This is a genomic window from Rothia sp. SD9660Na (genome assembly GCF_030064065.1).
Lineage (GTDB): Bacteria > Actinomycetota > Actinomycetes > Actinomycetales > Micrococcaceae > Rothia.
In genome coordinates, this window is record NZ_CP125946.1 from 1595441 (window position 1) to 1619121 (window position 23681).

19 protein-coding genes are annotated in these 23681 nt (G+C 60.1%); 7 read left to right on the forward strand and 12 right to left on the reverse strand.

Annotated features, from left to right (window positions below):
- Positions 1 to 87 precede the first annotated feature (87 nt).
- The 5 genes from ftsL to dinB form a co-directional block, all read right to left on the reverse strand.
- Complete coding sequence (gene ftsL / locus QM007_RS07580; RefSeq protein ID WP_283489403.1) at positions 88 to 771, reverse strand: cell division protein FtsL; 684 nt, start codon at positions 769 to 771, stop codon at positions 88 to 90.
- Entirely contained in the window at positions 768 to 1763 is a 996-nt protein-coding gene (rsmH, locus tag QM007_RS07585) for a 16S rRNA (cytosine(1402)-N(4))-methyltransferase RsmH (RefSeq protein ID WP_283489404.1), read from the reverse strand. The genes ftsL and rsmH overlap by 4 nt, the downstream gene beginning before the upstream one ends.
- A 46-nt stretch (positions 1764 to 1809) precedes the next feature.
- Complete coding sequence (mraZ, locus tag QM007_RS07590; protein WP_237195302.1) at positions 1810 to 2244, reverse strand: division/cell wall cluster transcriptional repressor MraZ; 435 nt, start codon at positions 2242 to 2244, stop codon at positions 1810 to 1812.
- Between the two features lie 299 nt (positions 2245 to 2543).
- Entirely contained in the window at positions 2544 to 2942 is a 399-nt protein-coding gene (locus tag QM007_RS07595; RefSeq protein WP_283489405.1) for a DUF3040 domain-containing protein, read from the reverse strand.
- Between the two features lie 142 nt (positions 2943 to 3084).
- Positions 3085 to 4368 carry a DNA polymerase IV gene (dinB, locus tag QM007_RS07600; protein ID WP_283489406.1) on the reverse strand — a complete coding sequence of 428 codons (1284 nt, stop codon included), beginning with the start codon at positions 4366 to 4368 and terminating at the stop codon, positions 3085 to 3087.
- A gap of 125 nt (positions 4369 to 4493) precedes the next feature.
- Between dinB and QM007_RS07605 the strand changes: the two genes are divergently transcribed.
- Entirely contained in the window at positions 4494 to 5606 is a 1113-nt protein-coding gene (locus QM007_RS07605) for a polyprenyl synthetase family protein (RefSeq protein ID WP_283489407.1), read from the forward strand.
- A gap of 83 nt (positions 5607 to 5689) precedes the next feature.
- On the opposite strand, the gene QM007_RS07610 is transcribed toward QM007_RS07605, so the two are convergent.
- Entirely contained in the window at positions 5690 to 6061 is a 372-nt protein-coding gene (locus QM007_RS07610; protein ID WP_283489408.1) for an Rv2175c family DNA-binding protein, read from the reverse strand.
- Positions 6062 to 6168: 107 nt separating this feature from the next.
- Between QM007_RS07610 and QM007_RS07615 the strand changes: the two genes are divergently transcribed.
- Complete coding sequence (locus QM007_RS07615) at positions 6169 to 7632, forward strand: serine/threonine protein kinase (protein ID WP_283489409.1); 1464 nt, start codon at positions 6169 to 6171, stop codon at positions 7630 to 7632.
- Between the two features lie 136 nt (positions 7633 to 7768).
- Here QM007_RS07615 and QM007_RS07620 read toward each other — a convergent pair whose 3' ends face one another.
- Positions 7769 to 9130, reverse strand: a complete 1362-nt coding sequence (locus tag QM007_RS07620) for a class II 3-deoxy-7-phosphoheptulonate synthase (RefSeq protein WP_283489410.1) — start codon at positions 9128 to 9130, stop codon at positions 7769 to 7771.
- Positions 9131 to 9274: 144 nt separating this feature from the next.
- Entirely contained in the window at positions 9275 to 10018 is a 744-nt protein-coding gene (locus QM007_RS07625; protein ID WP_283489411.1) for a lysophospholipid acyltransferase family protein, read from the reverse strand.
- 502 nt (positions 10019 to 10520) lie between these two features.
- Here QM007_RS07625 and QM007_RS07630 point away from each other — a divergent pair.
- Positions 10521 to 12635: an AMP-dependent synthetase/ligase gene (locus tag QM007_RS07630; protein WP_283489412.1), complete on the forward strand. Its 2115-nt coding sequence runs from the start codon at positions 10521 to 10523 to the stop codon at positions 12633 to 12635.
- Positions 12636 to 12695: 60 nt separating this feature from the next.
- On the opposite strand, the gene QM007_RS07635 is transcribed toward QM007_RS07630, so the two are convergent.
- Positions 12696 to 14102 (reverse strand): mycothione reductase, encoded by a 1407-nt coding sequence (locus QM007_RS07635; RefSeq protein ID WP_283489413.1) that lies wholly within the window; start codon positions 14100 to 14102, stop codon positions 12696 to 12698.
- A 199-nt stretch (positions 14103 to 14301) separates the two neighbouring features.
- On the opposite strand from QM007_RS07635, the gene efeU reads away from it, so the two are divergent.
- From efeU to QM007_RS07650, 3 genes are read left to right on the forward strand one after another with little or no spacing between them, the layout of a single operon-like run.
- On the forward strand, positions 14302 to 15216 hold the full coding sequence (gene efeU / locus QM007_RS07640) for an iron uptake transporter permease EfeU (protein ID WP_283489414.1): 915 nt from the start codon (positions 14302 to 14304) through the stop codon (positions 15214 to 15216).
- Between the two features lie 60 nt (positions 15217 to 15276).
- Positions 15277 to 16533 carry an iron uptake system protein EfeO gene (gene efeO, locus QM007_RS07645; RefSeq protein ID WP_283489415.1) on the forward strand — a complete coding sequence of 419 codons (1257 nt, stop codon included), beginning with the start codon at positions 15277 to 15279 and terminating at the stop codon, positions 16531 to 16533.
- A 37-nt stretch (positions 16534 to 16570) separates the two neighbouring features.
- Positions 16571 to 17860, forward strand: coding sequence for a Dyp-type peroxidase (locus tag QM007_RS07650; protein WP_283489416.1), 1290 nt, complete (start codon positions 16571 to 16573; stop codon positions 17858 to 17860).
- Here QM007_RS07650 and QM007_RS07655 read toward each other — a convergent pair.
- The gene (locus QM007_RS07655; RefSeq protein WP_283489417.1) at positions 17857 to 18090 is read right to left on the reverse strand and encodes a hypothetical protein; all 234 of its coding nucleotides are present in this window, start codon (positions 18088 to 18090) and stop codon (positions 17857 to 17859) included. The two genes, QM007_RS07650 and QM007_RS07655, sit on opposite strands and share 4 nt — an antisense overlap.
- A 169-nt stretch (positions 18091 to 18259) precedes the next feature.
- Complete coding sequence (locus QM007_RS07660) at positions 18260 to 21709, reverse strand: pyruvate carboxylase (protein ID WP_283489418.1); 3450 nt, start codon at positions 21707 to 21709, stop codon at positions 18260 to 18262.
- A gap of 291 nt (positions 21710 to 22000) precedes the next feature.
- On the opposite strand from QM007_RS07660, the gene QM007_RS07665 reads away from it, so the two are divergent.
- Positions 22001 to 22819 carry a ParA family protein gene (locus tag QM007_RS07665; protein WP_283491018.1) on the forward strand — a complete coding sequence of 273 codons (819 nt, stop codon included), beginning with the start codon at positions 22001 to 22003 and terminating at the stop codon, positions 22817 to 22819.
- 100 nt (positions 22820 to 22919) lie between these two features.
- On the opposite strand, the gene QM007_RS07670 is transcribed toward QM007_RS07665, so the two are convergent.
- Positions 22920 to 23513, reverse strand: a complete 594-nt coding sequence (locus QM007_RS07670) for a MerR family transcriptional regulator (RefSeq protein WP_283491019.1) — start codon at positions 23511 to 23513, stop codon at positions 22920 to 22922.
- Positions 23514 to 23681 lie beyond the last annotated feature (168 nt).

The window sequence follows — 23681 nt, forward strand, 5'->3', positions numbered from 1 at the left end:
TATGGCCCGCGCGCTGCGCGGTAGGCCCGCTACCCCATAAGGCGAACAGGTGCCCGCCACCAGGGCAGGCACCGTATCACGCGCTTGCTATTGACCGCCTGCGCTTGCCGTAGCGGACGGCTGGGCTGAGGTCTGGGCCGCAGGTGAGGCGCTGGCAGGAGCTGAGGCCTGGGCACTTGCTGAAGCGGCCGCGCTGGCTGATGCTTCTGCTGAGGCCTTGGCTTCGGTTTCTTCCTTCTTGCGCTGTTCCTCGGCCCGGGCGCTGGCCTCTTCGTAGGCCTGGGTGTCGGCCAGGGCAGGGGGTGCAATCAGGTTCTTTGTTGCGGCTTCGCCTTCAACAGCGGCCAGGGGGGTGCCGGTGATTTCACCGGTTTGCAGGTCGAGAGTGGCCTGGCTAGAGGCAGCTACCAGCCCTAGCTGGCTTGCGCGGATAGCCAGGTCCTGGGGGGCCTGGTGGAATTCGATTTCCTGGGCCAGGGCCTCATTCTGCTGGATGAGGGCCTGCTCTTGAGCTCGTAGCTCAACCAGGTCGTACTGGCGGGAGGCCATGACGATGCTCAGCACCAGTACGGTGAGCAGGGCAACGAGCATGGCACCCAGGGCCACGAAGACGCGCCAGCGGTTGGAGGTAGCGCGCAGGGCCCGGGAGCGTGAGAGAGGACGGCGGGCGGGGGCTGCTTCTTGGGGTTCATCGCGCACCACAGACAGGCGGGGCTTGTTCAGCTGCCCGCCCTCGTCGGTTGAGGTGGGGAAACGGGGTTCCGCGCTCATCGTGTTGCCTTTGATGTCTTGATTTTTTCTGCTGCCCTCAGTTTTGCGGACGCCGCCCGCGAGTTCTCTTCAATCTCCTGCTCGGTGGGGGGTTCAGCCCCGCGGGTAATGATTTTGAGTTCGGGTTTATGTTCTTCGAGCTCAACGGGAAAACCCTTGGGGGCGCTGGAGGTGGCCCGGGCGGTGAAGGCTCGTTTGACAATCTTGTCTTCGAGGCTGTGGTAGCTCATGGCCACGCAGCGTCCGCCCAGGTTGAGGGCGTCGATTGCTGCCGGTATGGCACGCTCTAGGGCATCGAGTTCGTGGTTGACCTCGATGCGCAGGGCCTGGAAGGTGCGCTTGGCAGGGTGCCCGCCCTTGCGCTGGGCGGCTACGGGCACGGCCTGCTGAATTACTTTGACCAGCTGGCCGGTCGTCTCAAAAGGACGCTCGGCGCGGGCCGCTACGATACGGGAGGCAATGCGGGCTGCAAATTTTTCTTCACCCCACTGGCGAATGATGCGGCGCAGCTCTGCTTCTTCGTAGGTGTTGACCACGAGAGCGGCGGTGAGCTCCTCGGTGTTGTCCATACGCATATCGAGCGGGGCGTCGTAGGAGTAGGCGAAACCGCGCTCACGTTCATCAAGCTGCATGGACGACACACCCAGGTCAAAGAGCACACCGTCTACCTCGGTGATGCCGGCTTCTGCCATGGCACGCGGAATCTCGTCGTACACGGCATGTACGGGGATGAAGCGGTCGCCAAAGCGGGCCAGGCGCTCACCGGCGAGCTTGTGGGCCATGAGGTCCCGGTCGATACCGATGAGGGTGAGGTCTTCGAAGCGCTCAAGCATGGCTTCAGAGTGGCCGCCCATGCCCAGGGTTCCGTCGATCACAACAGCACCGGGTCGAGAGATTGCGGGCGCGAGGAGGTCGAGGCAGCGGTCTAGCATGACCGGCACGTGCCTGTCTTTGGCGTCCTTGCCGGGTGAGAGGTTCTCTACCTGAGTCAAGGGGTGCTCCTCGTGTTGGTGGTTTTGTGGTCCGCGGTCTGTGGGGTTAGAGCATGAGCCCTGGCAGGATTTCATCATCGGTGCCAGAGAAGGCTTCTTCCTGTTCCTTCAGGTAGGCCTCCCAGGCGTCGGTGCTCCATATTTCTGCCCGTGATCCTGCGCCGATGACCGTGAGGTCTTTTTCTAGCCCAGCGTAGTCTCTGAGGTTTTGAGGTATGGTGATTCGCCCCTGCTTATCGGGTACCTCGTCGGATGCCCCCGACAGAAAAACGCGGATGTAGTCTCGTGCCTGCTTTGACGACAGAGGAGCTGTGCGCAGCTGCTCGTGGATGCGCTCAAACTCGGTCATGGTAAAGACGTAGAGGCAACGCTCCTGCCCGCGGGTGAGCACAAGCCCTGCTTCTAGCTGCTCGCGAAATTTCGCGGGAAGAATCAGGCGCCCTTTGGCGTCCAGACGCGGGGTGTGGGTTCCGAGGAACATGGCACCACCGCCTCTACCTGTCGTCCTTATTCCCCCGTAACAGGAGGGAAACTACACCAGTGTTGTTCTATCTCCTCCACTTTACTCCACTATGCCCCACTGAATGTACCAAATACGGAATTTTTACCGGGTTTTTGAGTGTTTTCACACGGAATACTGTCCTTGCAGCTCACCGCCCACTCTCGGGCTTGTTCGAGGCCCACCCATGGGGGTCTTCTCGCCGCTCCATATATGAAGTTTGAGGCATACAAAAACCGCCCGGTACAGGCCAGGCGGTAGGTAAAAATCAGGAGGGAGAATTAGAAGCGGGAGCCGCCTTGGCGCTCGTCCCACTTATTTTCGAGGTTCTGCATGAAGCGGGAGCTGCCCTTAGCTTTTGAGGGGGCTGGGCGGGCGGACGCTCCACCACCGGCAGCTTTCGCGCCCTTGGGGGCGGTGGTGGCAAAGTAGACTCCGGCAGCTGCTAGCACGAAGCCAAGAACACCCAGAAGAATAATCTTGGTGGATACCCCGGCAATAATAACGCCCAGGCCAACAACGGCAACGAGGGCACCAATGACGAGGTTGCGGGGAGATGAGGTAACAGCGGGAGCCACCAGGGGCTGGGGGCCGGTCATGGTTGACGCGAAGGCGGGGTCGTTGTTGAGCTGCTTTTCGAGCTGGGCCAGCAGTTCCTGTTCCCGTTCTGAAAGCGCCATGGTGTCTCCTTAGCTTGTGCGGTAAGCCTGAACGCGCAGATGGGGCGTGCAACCCGCACGCGAGCACGCGTTAGTTTGTTTACTCATCTTACCGGTAGCCCTTGGGTGCAGCCTAGACGCTCCCTGAAAATGACCTCTCATTTCATCGCTCTTTTCGGCCGCCAGGGGTGAGTAGGCTAGCGGGGAGCAGGCTCTTGCCACCGAAGCGGGTGTTGATGGTGTCCATGGCGTTTTCCGCTTCTTCCCATTCTTCGGCAAGGGAATCCTGGGTCGACAAGGCAGCCTGGTTAGCCGTTCCGGGTGAGCTCGGGGTGAAGAGTTGCATCTGCACACCGGCGTCCCGTCCTTCAAGTTTTTCTGCGCGCACACCGAGCAGGCGTATTGGCCGATGGGAGGAGCCGTCAGCCTGTAAGACCTCGAGCTGCTTGAGATGGGCGATGACGGCGTCAAACATGACGCGGCCAGATACGGTTGCAAGGGGGAGGGGGCAGGATCGGGTGAGGGTTTCGAAGTCCGAGTAGCGGATTTTGAGGCTGAGGGCTCGGGTTTGCCGCCCGGCAGCCCGCAGTCTGCGGGCTACGGTCAGGCAGAGGGTGTAGAGCTCTGCAGCGATTGCTTCGGCATCGGTCTGGTCGGTGGTGAAGGTGTGTTCGGCTCCGATTGATTTTTCACTGCGCTCGGGGGTGACCTTGCGGCGGTCTATGCCGCGGGCTAGTTCATAGAGGTGCAGGCCTGCTGCTTGCCCGCAGCGGCTCTGGAGCCAGGGCAGGTCGTATTCCCGCAGCTGGGCGACGGTATGAATGCCCAGCCCCTCAAGGTAGGCGGTGCTTTTAGCTCCAACACCCCAGAGCTTGCCAACCGGCAGAGGGTCAAGAAATTCTTGCACTCGGTGGGGTGGGACCACCCAGAGGCCGTTGGGTTTGGAGCCGGCCGAAGCCATCTTGGCAACGAATTTACTCGATGAAATCCCTACGGAACTCGGTAGGCCCAGCTCGGTTTTAATGCGTTCGCGGGCCTGCTGGGCGATATCAACGGGGTTCCCCTGGGTACGGACGGCGCCAGTGAGGTCAAGGAAGGCTTCATCAACGCTCACCTGTTCTAGGCGGTCGGTGATGGCTCCCAAGATGGTCATGACCTGGGCCGAGTAGCTGCGATAGTGGGCGGATGGCTCCAGCAGCAGGGCAGCTGGGCAGAGCTGGCGGGCGCGGGCCAGGGGCATGGCGGATCGCACCCCGTAGCGGCGGGCTTCGTAGGAGGCGGAGAGGACGACCGAGCGCGGCGAATTGCGGGCAACGATGAGCGGACGCCCGCGCAGGGCAGGCCGGGAAAGAAGTTCGACGTTGACGAAGAAGGCGTCCATATCGAGGTGCATAATGATGCGGGCAGGGGCGTCCGTCCGCACACCCTGAGTAGTCTGCTGCCCCATCTACCCCACCCCATCTATCGAAACTATGTTCTAATCTATCCTAGCCAGTCAGGTGCGTTTTGACCAGACGCAGGCCCCTATCTACTAGACTGGTGTGCAGAGCTATCCTCAGACCTAAGGACGTCATGACCCCCCAGCCAGCCCCAGCTACCGGCCCCGACGAGTCCGCAGCCTACCTTGAGGCTCTCGAAGCCGAGATGGGCCGCTTTTTTGATACCCAGCAGGAACTTATGGCAACCCTTTCGGTTGAGACCCTGCCCCTGCTGGAGTCCGTCCGCGCCCTTTCCACCGGCGGTAAGCGCCTTCGGGCGCTGCTAGCCTACTGGGGCTACCGCGGGGCAGGTGGAACGGGGATCACCGAGTCTATCGTTCGAGCCGGTGTGGCGATTGAGCTCTTCCAGACCGCAGCCCTGATTCACGATGACATCATCGACGCTTCCGATACCCGACGGGGTGCCCCCAGCGTGCACCGCCGATTCGAGGCCATGCACCGGGAGCTGGGCTATAAGACCAGCCCCTCATCCTTCGGTGTATCAAGTGCTATCTTGGCCGGCGACCTGTGCCTGTCGTGGTCAGAAATGGTGTTCTCGTCTATCCCTGAGCTCACCGCCGCCAGTGAGGCCCGCTTTATCTTTGACCTGATGCGCACTGAGGTTATGGCTGGCCAGTACCTCGATATTGTGAGCGAAGTTGTGCCCGAAGAGGAGCCAGAAGTTGCCCTTGAACGGGCCAAGAACGTGATTCGCTATAAGGCTGCTAAATACTCCTGCGAACACCCCATTGCCCTGGGCGGGGCCCTGGGACTTGGTCTGAAGCACGGGGAGGCCTCCGAACTGGTCACAGGCTACCGGGCCTTTGCTCTCCCCCTGGGCGAGGGTTTCCAGCTGCGGGATGATGTGCTGGGGGTCTTCGGCGAGCCCGAAACCACAGGCAAGCCTGCCGGCGATGACCTGCGTGAGGGCAAGCGCACCGTCCTCACGGCCTTTACCGCTATGAAGAGTAATGCCGATCAGCAGGCCTTCCTCGAAGACTCCCTGGGCTCCCCCAATCTGGGGGCAGAAACTATCCAAGAGCTCCAGCGTCTCATGCGGGACTCCGGCGCCCTCCTGGCTGTCGAAGAGATGATTCAAGCGAAGGGGGACGAGGCCCTAGCCACCCTTGAAGCCCTCGATCTCGAAGCGTCCGTACGGCAGGCCCTGCGGGCCATTGCGGCTAAGGCCCTGCACCGCTCTTTCTAGCGCACCACTGTAGAGCTGATAAAATACAGTAGGCTCACACCGGGGTGTGAGCCTACTGTTCTCTATCTAAATCTTTAAAAGCCTTACCAGGCCAGGGCCGAGGCGCGGCGGCGGATTTCGGTCTTGCGACCGTCAATCAGGGCGTCGATAGGGCGGCCCGGTAGGGTCTCGTCAACGGTGTAGAGCCAGACGATAGCTTCTTCTGCAGTGAACCCCGCATCAGCCAGCACGCTCAGGGTGCCTTTGAGGGGTTCGAGAACGCGGTCTTCGCGCATGAAGAGGGCAGGAACCTTGCGGACGCCGGTTTCGGGGTCGCGCACGGCCAGCAGGGTTCCGTCAGCCAGCAGGTTGTGGACGCGGGTGACCTTGAGGTCAAGGGCTTCTGCGATATCGGGGATGGTCAGCCAGTCGCCAACCAGAGCAATTACTTCGGGTGTAGTTTTTTCATCAGTCACCTATCCATTGTGCCCCAGAAACCGGGGAATCGGTAGGCAAGCCCACCCGGTAGCTCCCAAGGCGGGTTTTCGGCCTCTTCCCAGGGGCCGCCCGTACAATAGTGAGGATGACTGATGACTTCTCTGCTGCCCCCTGGTTGACCGGGGTGATATTCAAGGGCCATTTTGAGGTGGGCCACCTGATTGCGCGCGGTGGCATGGCCGAGGTGTACCATGCGGTTGACCTGTGGTCAGATAACCCGGTGGCTCTCAAGGTCCTACTCCCCCATCTCTCTACCGACCCCGCCCAGCAACAGAAGTTTTTTAGGGAGGGCTCGGCACTCAAGAAGATTCAGCACGAGAACGTGGTGGGCGTCATCGACGAGGGCACCGAGCTGGTGCACGGCCAGCAGGTCATGTTCCTGGTGCTGGAATACGTACACGGCTGCACCCTGGCCCAGCTCATGCAGCTGCGCCCGGTGCTGTCGGTGGGCGAGATGCTTGATGTCATGATCCCTGCGGTTGAGGGTCTGTCTGAGGTGCACGCCCACCACCTGATCCACCGCGATATCAAGCCCGCTAACATTCTCTTAGAGGCCGATACAGAGAGCGTTAAGCTCTCTGACTTTGGCCTGACGCGCAGGGCCGACCAGAACGCTACCGGCCAGCTCATGGGCACCCCCTCCTTTGTGGCTCCCGAGATCCTCGACGTTGCCTCGCCCGTCGGGCCTCCTGCCGATATTTTTGCCCTGGGCGTGATGATGTACCGCATGCTCACCGGCCGTATGCCTTTTGCCGGGGCCGATAACGACCAGCAGGTCCTCTATCACAACATAAACACCGACATTCCCTCGCTCACCCACCTGGCTGAGGGCGTCTCGTCCGATATAGCGGGTGTGGTGAGCTGGTGCACCCGCCGCAACCCCCGCGACCGCCCCCAGGACGCCACCGAACTCTACCGGGCACTGCGCGATATTGAGGCCCGCGCCAGCGAGCAGGAAAAGGGCTACCGCCTAGATCAGGCAGATCGGCCCACTACCACCCTCTGGGAGAACGTCGCCGACATCGCCGAACAATCGGGGAGGGTACGCCACGGGCAGACCGCCATCACCGGTTTTGGGGCCGCCGATGACCTACTCGATGCAGGTTCTTCTGGCCCACTCAGCGAGCACGAGCAGGCTGTACGCTCTGCCGCGGACGCCCCCGTTGAGGTCTACGCCCCCACAGACTTCCCCGGGGTTGGGCCCAAGACCGAGACCCAGGCCGTCCTCAATGCCCAGCTCTCTGAGCATGAAGCTGACCAGGACCCGGCGGTGGTCGATCAGCCCCCTATCTCGGCTGGCTATAACCGGCAGCGGGCTGCCGCCTACCGTAGCGAGCGCACGGACACCGCACCCGCGTCCGCCCCGCATGCAGCCTCGGTGCGCCCCGCCGACCCTGCCCAGTGGACTGAAGCCCAGCGGCGTACCCCTGCTGAGCGCTGGCGTCCGCCCCTGTCCCCCGTCGCCCTGGCCCTGCTTGCTGCCTTGGTCCTGCTGGGCTTTGTGACCGCAGGTTTTGTGGGTTGGTGGCTGGCCAGCCTGATTCTCTAGTACCCGCCCGCTCCTGCCCGACCCTAGAGCCCACTTAGAACCCACGCAAAGAAAAGCCGCTGTGGTCCTGCTCTTGAAACCTGTGTTCAAGAGGCAGGGCCACGGCGGCTTGCTCTGGGCCCTAGAGGCCTTGGCTTTAGCGGCGGGCCAGGTACTCAGCAACCTGGAAAGCAATTTCCAAGGACTGCTGGTGGTTCAGTCGCGGATCACAGAGGGTCTCGTAACGGTCTGCGAAAGCTGCTTCTTCGATGGGATCAGAACCGCCTAGGCATTCAGCAACATCGTCGCCGGTCATCTCTACGTGGATACCGCCAGGGAAGGTACCGAGAGCCTCGTGTACCTCGAAGAAGCCCTGAACCTCGTTCATGACGTCGTCGAAGCGGCGGGTCTTGTAACCGGACGGTACAGAGATGGTGTTGCCGTGCATGGGGTCGGTGACCCATACGACCTTGGCGCCTTCCTTCTGCACGCCCTCGACGATGGCGGGCAGGTTTTCGCGGATCTTGCCGGCGCCCATGCGGGTAATGAAGGTCAGGCGTCCGGGTTCGCGGTTGGGGTCCAGCTTGTCAATCAGGGCCATGGCGTCGTCGGCGGTGGTGGCGGGGCCGAGCTTAACGCCGATGGGGTTGCGGACCTTGGAGAGGAAGTTGACGTGGGCGTCGTCCAGGCCGCGGGTACGCTCACCGATCCAGAGGAAGTGGGCGGAGGTGTCGTAGGGCAGGTGGGTGCGCGAGTCGACGCGGGTCATGGCACGCTCGAAGTCCAGCAGCAGGGCCTCGTGGCCGGTGTAGACGTCGGTGGTCTTCAGGGGGCCGAAGTCGGTGCCGCAGGCTTCCATGAACTTGATGGCGCGGTCGATTTCGCCGGCGATGGACTCGTAGCGGGCGTGGGCGGGGTTGGAGGTGAAGCCCTTGTTCCAGGAGTGGACCGAGCGCAGGTCAGCAAAACCGCCCTTGGTGAAGGCCCGAATCAGGTTAAGGGTGCTGGCACTAGTGTGGTAGCCGCGCAGCATACGGTTGGGGTCGTGCACGCGGGACTCTTCGGTGAACTCAAAGCCGTTGACCATTTCGCCGCGGAAGGAAGGCAGGGTGACGCCGTCGCGGGTCTCGTCGTTCGATGAGCGGGGCTTAGAGAACTGCCCTGCCATACGGCCCATTTTAACCACGGGCATAGAGGCACCGTAGGTCAGCACAACGGCCATCTGCAGCAGGGTGCGCACGCGGCCTGAAATCTTATCGGCGGTAGCACCAGCGAAAGTTTCTGCACAGTCGCCGCCCTGTAGCAAGAAGGCTTCACCTTCAGCAACGCGAGCCAGGTCGGAACGCATCTGGTCAACCTCACCGGCAAAAACCAGCGGAGGAACGCTGTTCAGTTCATTGATGACGGCGGTAAAGTCGGGGTGATCAGCCCACTGGGGGTGCTGGTCGATGTGCAGGGAGCGCCACTCTTCGAGTTCGGGGAAGTCGTTCGGGGTGGGTACGGCGCCGGGGTTGGTCACGGGGTGACTCCTTTGTATGTGGTCGCTAGAGCCCAGCTGAGGGTTAGGCTCTTGTCTCTTATTCAAAAGTATTGGGGCTTAGGTATAGGGTTCAAAGCTATGTCCACCATGTGACATACAGCTCCTAGAACGGGGGCAGACGAGCTAGGGGCGGGTTTCAAGCAGGCGGCTGGTGGCCTCGTCCGCACTGATTCCTTCCGCCGTCATGAGCTTCTTAACATCGGCCGCATAGACCGGGGTGATGGGGCGGCCGGTCATCTGGCTAATCCGCTCAATGACCAGGTCTGCCAGTTCCCGCTGGGCGGCCCATTCATCGCCCCGCCCCAGATAGGGGGTCACATCGATGGGTTCACCGATGACGGTCTTCACCCGAATCGGTTTGCCGTCCTTCCGCAGGCGCAGGCGGTTGGAGCCGGGCACCTGCACATCCTCGTTACCGAACTGGGCAACGGGGATAATGGGGACACCGGCCTCTAGGGCCAGTCGGGCCACACCAATTTTGGCGCGGTAGAGGCGACCATCGGGGCTACGGGTTCCCTCGGGGTAGATACCCACGAGCTTGCCCTCGCGCAGGGCGGCAACGGCAACCGCCAGAGATTCAGCCGACTTAGCACCACCAGAGCGGTCAATGGGCAGCTGGCCCACAGAGGTGAAGAACCACTTCATCAGACGCCCCTTAAGGCCGGGTGTGGTGAAGTAGTCGGACTTAGCCAAGAAGAACACCTGACGCGGAGCCGCAAGAGGCAAGAAAATAGAGTCAATAAAAGACACGTGGTTACTTGCCAAAATAGCGCCACTTGCTGCCGGGATATTTTTGGCCCCCACAACCTCATGGTGATAGGCCCGCTGCAAGAAGGGCTTGAGCACGGTGCGTAGCTGCATATACATGGTGTCTCTCCTTGCGATAGGGCAATGTTAGGGGTCTCGTGGCTAGAGCAGTCAGCGAGCGACTTTCCACTACATATTGTATGCCCGAGGGCGACCAGCTCAGAAACAGGGTGAAGCAGACTCGTAGCGAAGCTGCTGGCTTCGGGGCTGGCGTGAATCGCTAGTGATGAGCGCCGAGATTCCGAGCGCGCGAGGAAAACAAATCTCGGTGCGAATCTGGCGAGCCTGCGAGCCAGCTAGCGAACCAGCGAGAGGGTCGGCAGCAAGCACGAGTCTGCTTCACCTTTGAGTTCACCTTAGCTTCTTATCTGAACTAGTCAGTATGAGTAAACTACGCTGGAGGTGAAGCTATTCCCCTCAGAGCGTCGCACCCGCAAAAAGTGGGATTTTAGCCGGGGGCTGGCTGTAAAATGGCCAGGAAGAACCGCGTGCTCCGGCATCGTCGCCAGCGCACCTTAGCCCTCCCCCCGCCGCCGGGGCCCGTTAGAGACAAGGTAACACCGTGAAAGAAATTCACTCCCCCCAGATTGTTACTGTTGATCCGGCAGTCAACATCACCGACATGGTGGAACGTCGCGCTCAGGACAGCCGCAATCCCCTGGTCTACCGGGTGCAGAAATCAACCGGCAACTGGGTACCCGTCGCCGCCAAGGACTTCCGTCGCCAGGTTATTGACCTAGCCAAGGGTCTTATGGCCGTAGGTATTGGGGCGGGTGACGTCGTTGGCATTATGAGCCGTACCCGCTACGAGTGGACCCTGATTGACTTTGCTATCTGGTACGCAGGTGCTGTAACTGTGCCTGTCTATGAGACCTCTTCTCCTGCCCAGGCTGCCTGGGCCCTGTCTCACTCCGGCGCTAAGGCTATCTTCGTTGAGAACAGCAAACTGGCAGACGTCATTAGCCAGGCCCGTGAGCTCACCAATGAGGAGCTCTCCCTCGATGCTCTCAAGGACGTCTGGGTTATCGACGATTCGATTCTCCCCGCCCTGGTCTCCGGTGGCTCTTCTATCTCAGACGAGGATGTGGAAGAACGCCGTTCTCTCGCCAACCTCGATACCGTGGCCACCATCGTCTATACCTCCGGTACCACCGGCCGCCCCAAGGCCTGCCCGATTACCCACGGCAACTTCGTCCGTCTCTCTGCTAATACCAAGCTCACTATCCCCGAGATTGCCAACGAGACGAACTCGACCCTGCTCTTCCTGCCTCTGGCCCACGTGCTGGGTCGCCTGATTCAGGTGCTGGCCTTCGACGCTGGCCTGACGGTAGGCCATGCCCCCGATATCAAGAACCTTTCGACCGACCTGGCCTCCTTCCAGCCCACCATGCTGCTGGTTGTGCCCCGCGTCTTTGAAAAGGTCTATGAAGGAGCTATCAAGAAAGCTGAGAAGGGCGGTAAGGTCAACGCCAAGCTTTTCCACCGCTCAGTGGATATCGCTATCAAGTGGTCCCAGGCTAAGATTGCGGGCAAGATGACCCGCACTCTCACCCTGCAGCACAAGTTCTACGACAAGCTGGTCTACTCCAAGCTACGCGACGCCATGGGCGGTAAGGTGCGCTTCGCGGTATCCGGCGGCGGACGCCTGGCCCCCCACTACGGCCACTTCTACCACGCTGTAGGCATCGAGGTCGTTGAGGGCTACGGCCTGACCGAGACCACCGCTCCCCTGGCCGTTGGCCGCATCCGCAACTTTGATATCGGCAACGTGGGCACCCTGATTCCCGGTGGTTCTGCCCGTATCGCTGAGGACGGCGAACTCGAGTTCAAGGGCGTCGGCCTGATTTCGGGCTACCTCGACAACCCCGAAGAGAACGCTGCGGCCTTCACCGAGGACGGCTGGTTCCGCACCGGCGACCTGGCCCGCATCGACGATGACGGCAAAATCTTTATTACCGGCCGCAAGAAGGAAATCATTGTGACCGCCGGCGGCAAGAACGTCATGCCGGTGCCCGCCGAAGACCGTCTACGCCAGTCCCCCTTTGTCTCCCAGGCCATGCTGGTGGGCGATGAGAAGCCCTTCATTTCGGCGCTCATTACCCTGGACCCCGACGTCCTGCCCGATGAGCTTGAGCGCATCGGCCTGCCCCGTACCCTCTCCCTCAAGGAGGCATCCACCAACCCCCGCGTCCGTGAGGCTATCCAGAAGTTCATCGACGACGCCAACGCCTTTGTGTCGAAGGCCGAGTCTATCCGCGAGTTCCGCATTCTCGATAAGGACTTCACCGAGGCTGAGGGGCACCTGACCCCCTCCATGAAGGTGCGCCGCAAGCAGGTGCTGGCTGACTTCAACTCCTACGTCGAAGATATGTACAACCGCACCAAGTCCACCGTGACCGAGACCGCCGCTCACACCGCTGAGCGTGTTCAGGAGCTGCGTGCCGAGCAGACCGAGAAGTGGGATCAGTTCAAGGCTGTTCAGGCTGAGAAGCTACACGAGTTCACCGAGACCCAGGGGCAGAAGCTACACGAGCTAGCAGATAAGATTCAGCAGGTCACTCCCCTGCCCGGCGCTAAGGACAAGGACGCCGCCAGCAACTCAGATACCGACGATCAGGTTGAGAAAGCCGCCAGTGACTGGGTAGAGGTCACCGAAGCAGAAAAGGGCTCTCAGTAAAGTACACGATCCCCGTTCCTGTTATCAGGAGCGGGGGTCGTGCGTTAGACGGGTCGAAGGCTAGTCAAGCTCAAGCCCCAGCAAGGCGTTCTCCACGACCTCGGTAAGGGCTGGGTGGATCCAGTACTGGCCGCGGGCCATATCGCGGGCACTCAGGCCAAAGCTCATGGCCTGAATCAGGGGCTGGATGAGGTTGGGTGACTCTTCACCGATTAGGTGGGCTCCCAGTAGTTCGCCGGTGTCCTTGCGGGCGATGAGCTTGCAGACGCCTTCGCTATCACCCATAGCCCAGCCGTAGGCTACGTCGCCAAACTTCTGCTCCTTGATAGTAATCTCGAACCCTTCAGCCTCAGCCTGCTCCCGTGCCTGGCGCTCAGTCAGGCCAACAGCGGCAATGGGCGGGTGGGTAAAGACCGCAGCGGGAACATAGCGGTGGTCGGTGGCCCGTAGCTGGTCAGGGTGCATGATATTCCACTGCACGGTGCGCATCTCGGCGTTAGCCACGTGCTTGAGCTGGTAGGGTGAGCTCACATCACCCAGAGCCCAGACGTCCTTAACCGGCTGACCGCCAGAAAGCACCCGCTGGTACTCATCCACCTGCACCAGGCCCCGCTCATCCACATCAAAGTAGGTGGCAGCGTCGAGGGTATCGGAGTTCGGGGTGCGGCCCGTTGCTACCAGCACAAGGTCGGCGGTCACGGTAACTTGCTCACCAGCGTCCTCAAATATCACTGTCACAGAGCCGTTGTCGGCAGGCTCAATAGCCTTCAGAGCATGGTTGGTGCGCAGGTCCCACTGACGGGCAGCTTCGCGGGTAAAGATTTCAGCGATGGTGTCATCGTGGCTGCGCAACAGTCGGTCTGACCGCACGGCCTGGGTCACCTGGGCGCCCAAACCCGAGAAGACATGAGCGAACTCGGCGGCGATAAAACCGCCACCGATAACCACCACGCGCTCGGGTAGCTCATCAATGCGCATGACGGTGTCTGAGGTGTGCACCTGGGGCAGGTCGATACCGGGGACCTGCGGCAGGGTAACGCGAGAGCCGGTAGCCAGCACCAGCTGGTCGGCGGTCAGCTCAAGGCCGGACGCCGTAACCACGCTCCGGGGGCCGGTCAGCTTCGCATATTCCTCGTAGACATCCACATTCTCGAGGGACTTGCGCCAGGCAAGCCCGCCCTCGCTAATAGCGTCGATACGGCCGAAGATCCGGTCACGAATCTGCCGCCAGGCGGTGTGCTTGTGCTCTAGCTCTACACCCAGACGGGCAGCGTCCTTGGCGCGGGCAACGGTAGAGGCCGGATAGACATACATCTTGGTGGGAATACAGCCCACATTCAGGCAGGTGCCGCCAAAGCGTCCGCCGTCGATGATGGCAATCTTCTTGCCATCAAAATCCTCGTTGGGGAGGGAGTTGCCGGAGCCAGATCCGATAATGATGAGGTCGTAGTGGCGCGAATCAGTCACAGTTTGCCTTTCGTCAGGTGCATACGTTCAGAAGAACTGAGGCACATTATCGACTATAACCGGTGGTGGCAGTTCAATATTCCCTTTATGAAGATAGGGGTAGCTCCAACCTTTTGCAGAAGTCAAAGGTAGCGCTTATCCTTAACTAAGATTAGTCTTACCTAATTATTACTTGTGCACCTGACTAGGAGAATGCCCGATGTTTCTGGCGACCTTTCTCATCGGCCTACGAGAAGGCCTAGAGGCCTCACTAGTTATCGGCATACTTTTAGCCTGCGTGACCAAAGTGGGTCGCAGCGACGCCCGCCCTAAAATCTGGTGGGGCGTTGGCATCGCGACAACGGTATCCCTCATCGCCGGAGCCATACTAACCTACGGTCGTTATGGCCTCAGTTTTGAGGGCCAAGAGCTCCTGGGCGGCGGCCTTTCCCTTCTTGCCGTCCTTATGGTGACCACGATGGTGTTCTGGATGGCTAAAATAGGGCCATCCCTCAAACAAGAACTTGAAGCCTCCGCCAGAGCTGCGCTAGCGACCGGTAGTGGCTGGGCTATGTTCTGGCTAGCAGCTGTCACTGTTGGCAGAGAAGGTCTCGAAACGACTCTCATGCTGTGGGCTTGGTCAACGGCTCCCCAAGCACTAGCAGGTGCAGTTGTTGGCATACTTCTGGCTGTTACCCTCGGCGTTGCCATTAACAGGGGCATGATGAAATTCAACCTCAGCCGTTTTTTCGCTGTTACAGGTGCTCTGCTCATCGTGATGAGTGCCGGAATTCTCGCCTACGGAATCCATGATTTACAGGAAGCGAGATTCCTACCAGGCCCGTTCTCAGGTGCCCCCATCACCCCAACAAACTTCAGGACAGGTGAAGTACTCGTTGGATTCACCACCACCCCATTTTGGGGAGCGTCTTTTCCTTTCGGCTGGGCTTTCGACCTCCAAAACTATATAGACCCCTCGGGTACCGTGGCATCCATCCTCAAAGGAACGGTAGGGTTCACGCCCCTCATGTCCTGGCTTGAGGTCATAGCCTGGGCCCTCTATCTCACCATAGTTTTCCCGCTCTGGATGAAGCAGCAGCGTCGAGCTACCCCCGCGGAGTCCTCCAAGAGCTAACCGCTCTAGCTGCCGGCCTACGTCCGGACCCCCTTACCTACAGTCCCAGAAAGACACACCATGACAACACATCGCCCCATCCTCAGCACCCTCATCACCACCAGCCTCGCGCTAACCCTCACCGCCTGCGTCGATAAACAAGCCCAGCAGGCCGACGGGAATACGATTACAGTTTCATCTACCACCTCTGACTGCCTTGTCTCAACCAACAGCACTACGTCGGGAACGGTGCAGTTTAGCATCACCAATAACGGCGAAAAGACCACTGAGTTTTACCTTCTCGGCTCAGACGGGCTACGAATCGTTTCCGAGAAAGAAAATATAGCTCCGGGCCAAACAGCAGACCTCACCGTTTCCCTGCAGCCGGGTGAATACTACACAGCATGCAAGCCGGGCATGCGAGGTGAAAATGTGGGCACGGCAGCCTTCACCGTCACCGGCGACCCCGTTGAGCTCACGGGTGAGCAGAAAGAACTCTATGAGCAGGCGGTGGCTAACTACGTCAACTTCGCCAAGAATGAGGTAGGCGAGCTGCTACCGCAGGTTGAGAAATTCGCCACCGCCTATATGAACGGTGACGATGAAAAAGCTCGTGAGCTCTATGCAACTACACGTACCCACTACGAACGCATTGAACCTATTGCCGAAGCTCTCGGCATTCTCGACCCCCGCATTGATTACCGGGAAATTGACTACCTTGCAGAAGCCGAGCTGCTTGAACAAGATGACCCCACCTTTACCGAGTGGCTCGGTTTCCACCGCATTGAAAAAGACCTCTGGGTGCCCGCAGCCGATGCCCTCCATCCTGACGGTAGCTCAGCACACGATGGGTGGAGCGCTTCAAGCGAGGAGGACCGGCAACGAATCGGCCAAACCCTCATCAACGATGTTCAGGCCCTCTACGACGAAATTCATTCCTCCACCTTTGCTGAAGACCAGCAGCTCAATATCACCTCTGTATCGAACGGTGCGGCTGCCCTACTTGAAGAAATTGCAGTCGGTAAAGTAACCGGTGAAGAGAACTGGTGGAGCCACCGTGACCTCTGGGACTTCCAGGCTAACCTTGAGGGCTCCCGTATTGCTTTTGACCTGGTCGCTCCTATTGCCTCAGCTGAGTCAGAAGAGAACGCCCAGCTTGTTGAAACTATCGACACTGCCTTCAATGATTTGCAGGCTGAACTAGATCAGTACGGCTCCTATGAAGAAGGGTTCACCCCCTACAACGAGGTCAGCGAGGAGCAGCGCAAGGAGCTCACCACTAAGCTCGATGCAGTACGTGAGCCCCTCTCCCAGCTCACAGCCACCCTCGTCGACTAGTTTCTCACCCACCCCATTAGCGCTAAGGAAAGCGACCATGCAATCTACTCCTTCACATTCCCGTAGCACCTCGGGACTGTCACGCCGTGCTGTCCTTGCTCTGACGGGGGCTGGGTCTGGTGTTACCTTACTCGGAGGTTTAGCTGCCGGTTATGCAGCTGGGCAAGGCAGCGAGTCTATATCAGAGCAGGCCGATGTTACCTACGATTTTTATGGGGATCACCAGGCAGGTATAACTACAGCAGCCCAAGATCGCATGCACTGCGCGGCATTTGATATGGCAGAAGATACCACCCGGGACGATCTGATTCTTCTGCTCCAAGACTGGACTTACGCCGCAAGTAGACTAACCCTGGGGCTTGATGTCACCGCTGCCGGAGCTTTTGGAGGTGGTCCAGCCCTACCCCCGCCAGATACAGGAGAGGCAGCTGACCTAGGTGCCTCCGGTCTGACTATCACATTTGGTTTCGGTAGGAGTCTCTTTACTCAAGAGGACGGCACAGACCGCTTTGGCTTGGCAGGGCAGCTACCGCAAGAGTTTGAGCCTCTACCCAAAATGGTCAATGATTTCATTGATACATCTCAGTCAGGAGGGGACCTTTTCATTCAGGCCTGCGCCTACGACCCTCAGGTTGCTGTACACGCCATCAGAAACCTCACCCGCATTGCCGTTGGAGTCGCCACACTCAGATGGTCCCAGCTAGGCTTTGGCCGCACATCTTCAACCACATCCGCTCAAGCTACTCCCCGTAATCTCTTTGGGCAGAAGGACGGCACTTCTAATATTAAAGCGGAAGAGACTGACAGGCTCGCAGAACACGTCTGGATCAATCAGGGTATTGCAGCCGGTGGAAGCTACCTCATTGCCCGTAAAATCTCAATGAATATTGAGGTGTGGGACGGAGTCCAGCTCCAAGAGCAGGAGCGGGTGACCGGTAGGAACAAACGCAATGGCGCCCCCCTCTCAGGCGGTGATGAGTTCACACCGCCCGATTTTTCTGCCAAGGATGGGAAGGGAAACTTACTCATTGACGAACGCTCACACATAGCCAGGGTACACCCTGATCATAACCAGGGTATTGCTATGCTCCGACGGGGGTATAACTACGTTGACGGTAACGATGCTCAGGGCAGACTTGCGGCAGGTCTATTCTTTATTGCTTTTGTTAACGACCCTGCGCGCTTTGCTACTGTCCATAAGAACATGGCCCGGGACGATCTTTTTGTTGAGTATCTGAAGACCCGCTCCAGCTCAGTCTTCTTAGTACCTCCCGGGGTCGCCGAGGAAGGCGGGTATATCGGCCAAGCTTTCTTCGAGAAAGTTTAGCTCTCGGGATTCCGTTCAGTAGCGCCTTCGTTTGAAGATGTCTGCGACGCAGCCTCTGTGTTGTCGCGGAAGTTCTTTTGCATCTGCCGGAAGACCAGCACGTTACCGACCACGATGTGCAGGAAGCCCAGAATCATCACATAGATATTCCAGCCGACCTGCGGGGCGAGCACACCCAGTAGCAGCAGGATCGCTCCGAAACCAATAATCATCAGGTGAGTTACGTTCATGCTTCCTAGCCTACAGGTAGGGACCAGATTCCTCTCAACATCCTTATGCACGGCCCATACTTTCGTCACTTTTTTGGTCCCTACATAAGATAACAAGAGAGCGGACGCCCGCCCCAGCTTACGCAAGCCGGGTGCGGGCGTCCGCTTTTTAGCTACCTGTGGTGGGTGCTTACTTGACGTTGACTACAATCAGCAGGTCACCGCCAGCTACCTGAGAGACCTCGTTGTAGACAACGCGCTCAACGGTGCCTGAGACCGCTGAGGTGATAGAGGCTTCCATCTTCATGGCCTCGATGGTGGCTACCTGATCACCGACTGAGATTTCGTCGCCGGGCTTGACCGAGATAGACACGCCACCTGCGAAGGGGGCTGCGATGTGGCCAGGATTAGAAGCATCTGCCTTCTCAGCTTCCTTCACGTTGGACTCCACGGAAGTGTCGCGGACGTTGACGGTGCGCTGCTGGCCGTTCAGGGTGCAAATCACCTCGCGCATACCCTTTTCGTCGGGTTCTGAGATAGCCTGCAAGGTCGCAATCAGGCGCACCCCCTTACCCAGCGAAATCACGTGTTCGCGCTTGAACATCATGCCGTAGAGGAAGTCTCGGGTGTGCAGAATCGACAGGTCGCCAAACTCATCGCGGGCCTTCTCGAAGTCGCGGGTGGGCCCGGCGAAGAGCAGGCGGTTGAGGGTGGCACGGCGGGTGGCTGACTCCCCGTTCAGGGCTTCCAGGTCTTCGGCTGACAGGTCGTTGACCGAAGGCTTGGAGAGCTTACGGCCTTCCAGAGCACGGGTGCGGAAGGGCTCGGGCCAGCCAGCGGGCGGGGTGCCCAGCTCACCGTTGAGGAAGCCAATCACGGAGTCGGGGATATCGAACTTCTGCGGATCCTTCTCGAAGTCCTCAGGAGATACACCCATGCCAACCAGCTGCAGGGCCAGGTCGCCGACCACCTTCGATGAGGGGGTTACCTTGACGATATGACCCAACATACGGTCAGCAGCTGCGTACATATCTTCGATGTCCTCGAAGCGCTCCCCCAGGCCCAGGGCAGTTGCCTGAGCGCGCAGGTTGGAGAGCTGGCCACCGGGGATTTCGTGGGTGTAGACACGACCGGTGGGCGATGACAGGCCCATCTCGAAGGGCTTGTAGATGGTGCGGACGGCCTCCCAGTAGGGTTCCAGCGCACAGGCAGCTTCCAGGGTGATGGAGGGGGCGCGATCGGTGTACTGGAGGGCACCGACCAGGGCTGAGAAGGACGGCTGGGAGGTGGTACCTGCCATGGATGCAGACGCCACGTCAACAACGTCCACCCCGGCCTCAACAGCGGCCAGTAGGGTGCCGACCTGACCACCTGCGGTGTCGTGGGTGTGCAGGTGCACGGGTAGGTCGAAGCGCTCGCGCAGGGCGGTGACTAGGCGGCGGGCAGCTTCCGGACGCAGCAGACCGGCCATGTCCTTGATAGCAAGGATGTGGGCACCGGCTTCTACCACCTGGTCAGCCAGGTTCAGGTAGTAGTCCAGGGTGTAGGTCTGCTCAGCAGGGTCTAGCATATCGCCGGTGTAGCAGATGGCGACCTCGGCAACGGCAGTGCCGGTGGAGCGAACAGCCTTGATGGCCGGGGTCATCTGGGAAACGTCGTTGAGGGAGTCGAAGATACGGAAGATATCGACACCGGTCTCAGCGGCTTCCTTTACGAAGGCGTCGGTGACCTCGGTGGGGTAGGGGGTGTAGCCCACGGTGTTGCGGCCACGCAGTAGCATCTGGATGGGCAGGTTGGGCATAGCCGCACGCAGGTGAGCCAGACGCTCCCAGGGGTCTTCGGACAGGAAGCGCAGGGCAACATCGTAGGTGGCACCACCCCAGGCTTCAACCGAAAAGAGCTCGGGGGTTACGTGGGCTACCGCGGGGGCCGCTGCGAGCAGGTCGCGGGTGCGGACGCGGGTGGCCAGCAGGGACTGGTGGGCGTCACGGAAGGTAGTGTCGGTAATCAGCACTTCCTTGGTGTCACGTACAGCCTTAGCGAACCCTTCGGGGCCCAGTTCCAGCAGGCGCTGACGCCAGCCTGCCGGGGGTTCGTGAGTGGAAGCGTCGAAGGGTGAGCGGTAGGGCTCTTCGGTCTTATCACCGGGGAAGGCAGGTAGCTTCCAGCGGGGGTCAAGACCCTCGATACGCTCACCGTGGGGCTTATTCACGGTGACGTTTGCCAGGTACTGCAGGGCCTTGGTGCCGCGGTCGGCTGAAGGCTTCTTGGTCAGCAGCTCGGGGTGCTCATCGATGAAGGGGGTGGAGACGTCACCAGCGCGGAAGGTGGGGTCTTCGAGCACCGCCTTGATGAAGGGGATGTTGGTGGCGACACCGCGAATACGGAACTCGGCCAAGGCGCGAGAAGCGCGTCGGACGGCATCCTCGAAGGTACGGCCACGGCAGGTGAGCTTGACCAGCATAGAGTCGAAGTGGGGTGAAATCTGGGCACCGGTGTAGACAGTACCGCCGTCCAGGCGGATGCCAGAACCACCGGCTGAGCGGTAGTAGGTAACCTTGCCAACGTCGGGGCGGAAGCCGTTTGCGGGGTCTTCGGTGGTGATACGGGACTGCAGGGCAAAGCCGCGCACGCGCAGGTCTTCCTGGCGGATACCCAGGTCTTCCAGGGTCTCACCGGCAGCAATGCGCATCTGGGACTGCACCAGGTCAACGTCGGTAACCTCTTCGGTCACGGTGTGCTCAACCTGAATACGGGGGTTCATCTCGATAAAGACATGCTGGCCAGCGCGTTCACCGGCGGTATCGACCAGGAACTCCACGGTACCGGCGTTCACGTAGCCCAGTTCCTTCGCAAACTTGACCGCGTCGCGGAAGAGGGCCTGACGAATCTCTTCATCAAGGTTGGGGGCAGGGGCAATCTCAACAACCTTCTGGTGACGGCGCTGCAGGGAGCAGTCGCGCTCAAAGAGGTGCACAATGTTGCCCTCACCGTCTGCCAGAATCTGCACCTCAATGTGGCGGGGGCGCAACACTGCCTGCTCAAGGAAGACAGTGGGGTCACCGAAAGCGGTGTCGGCCTCGCGCATCGCCGCTTCCATAGCGGGGCGCAGGTCTTCACGTTTCTCAACCCGGCGCATACCGCGTCCGCCACCACCGGCAACAGCCTTGACGAAGATGGGGAAGCCGATGTCTTCTGCCTCAGCCAGCAGTTTTTCAACGTCTGCACTGGGCTCGGTGGACTTGAGCACCGGGATACCGGCACGGCGGGCAGCCTTCAGGGCCTCAACCTTGTTACCGGCAAGCTCCAGAACCTCCGGCGGGGGGCCAATGAAGGTGATGCCGGCGTCCGCGGCGGCGCGCGCTAAATCAGGATTCTCCGAGAGGAAGCCGTAACCCGGGTAGATGGCATCAGCGCCGGCTTCTTTGGCGACGCGAATAATCTCCTCAACATCGAGGTAAGCACGGACGGGATGGCCCTCTTCACCAATCGGGTAGGCCTCATCGGCCTGCTGGCGGTGAATGGAGTGGCGGTCTTCGTAGGGGAAGACGCCGACGGTCTTAGCGCCGAGCTCGTAGGCCGCGCGGTAGGCGCGGATTGCGATTTCGCCGCGGTTAGCGACCAGGATCTTTGAAAACATTTTCTTCCGTTCCGCCCCACCCAGCACAGCGGGGTGCGGTGAGGCTAAGCCACAGTTCGTGTGTGAACACCTCAAATATATCTTTAGACTTCCTAAAGCACCTGGTTTTGTCTCATTTTTTGTGATGCGGGACGTAATGAAAAGATTTTATTGTGAGCATAACTACACGCGATAGGGGTGTGGGCTGTGAGCTTCCCCGACTTTCCCTAACGCCTAGCGGCAGGCCCCTACCCTGTTGGGTAGCATAGAAAGTCAGTGTGTATCCGCCGAATTCGAGAGGCTTTCGTGGCAATGAGCAGCGTGGTAAGTATTAGCAGCCTAAAGGGCGGCGTAGGCAAAACATCGGTCGTGCTGGGGCTGGCCTCTGCCGCTCAGGCCAGCGGGCTCCGCACCCTCGTCATCGACCTCGATCCCCACGGGGACGCCTCAACCGGCTTAGGTGTTAATACCGCCGAAGGCACCGACCTGGGCGCCATTTTGCTTGCCCCTTCTGATTATTCCCTGGCGGACGAACTCGCCCCCGCTTCATGGGCTGCCCTCGGCAGCCTGGGCAACGCCTCCCGCACCGGACTGGACGCAGGCACCTGGGTTGGGCGCGCGTCCGCCCGTCTCACCGCCCTAGAGCAGCTCGACTCAGCAACCCTACTCCCCCGCCTGGCAGATCTCCTTGAGCCTGTGCGCGAGAGCTTTGACCTGATTCTCATCGACTGCCCGCCCACCCTGGGACATCTCACCGAGATGGCATGGGCAGCTTCTGACCGGGTGCTGTCTGTCGCGGAGCCTTCCCTCTTCTCTGTCGCGGGCTCCGAGCGCACCCTGCGCGCTATCGCCCGTTTCGAAGCCAATACCCCCTATGCCGTGGAGTCGGCCTCCGTGGTCATCAATAAGGTACGCGCAGGCGACCCCGAACACGACTACCGCATCGAAGAAATGAAGGTGCTCTTTGGCGATTTGGTCGCTGATACTATCCTGCCGGAGACGCATCTGCTCCAGCGCATTCAGGGATCCGCCTACCCTGTGCACTACTGGCCCGAGGAAGAAGCCCAGGAACTCGCCCGTGCCTTTACCGCGCTGCTGGCGGGCCTGCTCAATGTAGACGCTACGGAATAAGACGCATAGGGGCCCAGGCTCACGCTCGCTGTGAGCCTGCGCCCCTAGACGCAACGACCCCGCCATCGCATCTGCGAGGCGGGGTAGTTTTCTATGTTCTTTAGGCACCGGCTTTGCGGGCTCGGCGGGCCGAAAGTTCGTCGTGCACTTCGGCTTCTTGCTGTACTTCTTGGGCGGTGCTTTCGCCGGGCAGTTCGCTCAGCGATACTTCCAGTTCGCGCCAGACGCGGCCGATGGCGATGCCAAAGACGCCTTGGCCTGCCTGCACCAGATCAATCACTTCAGAGGCCGAGGTGCATTCGTAGACCGAAGCACCATCGGACATGAGGGTGATTCCGGCAAGATCCTCAACGCCGCGGGAGCGCAGGTGGTCGACCGAGGTGCGAATCTGCTGCAGGGATACGCCTGTATCGAGCAGGCTCTTAACAATTTTGAGCACCAGCACATCGCGGAAAGAGTAAAGACGCTGGGAACCAGAACCCTGTGCCGAGCGGACGGTGGGCTCCACCAGGTGGGTGCGAGCCCAGTAGTCGAGCTGGCGGTAGGTAATGCCCGCTGCCTTACAGGCGGTGGGGCCGCGATAGCCCAGGTTCTCGTCAACCAGAGAAACAGGGTCGTCAAAGAGGACGCCCTGATCACCCACCGGTGAGGTACGGGGCATGACGTCTTCGAACCCCAGCAGGGGCTGATCCATGGGGGCAGGTACGCCTCGCAGCGCGGCGGGGGCGCTAGGTTCACCGTTGTACTGTGTCACGGTTTGAGGTTCCTTCCCTTGAACTGATCATGGACTCTCTTATCCTACCTGCCCAGCAACCCTTTTGCCGGTTAATCGGTCGGCAGGGGCACCGGCGTTTTAACGTGG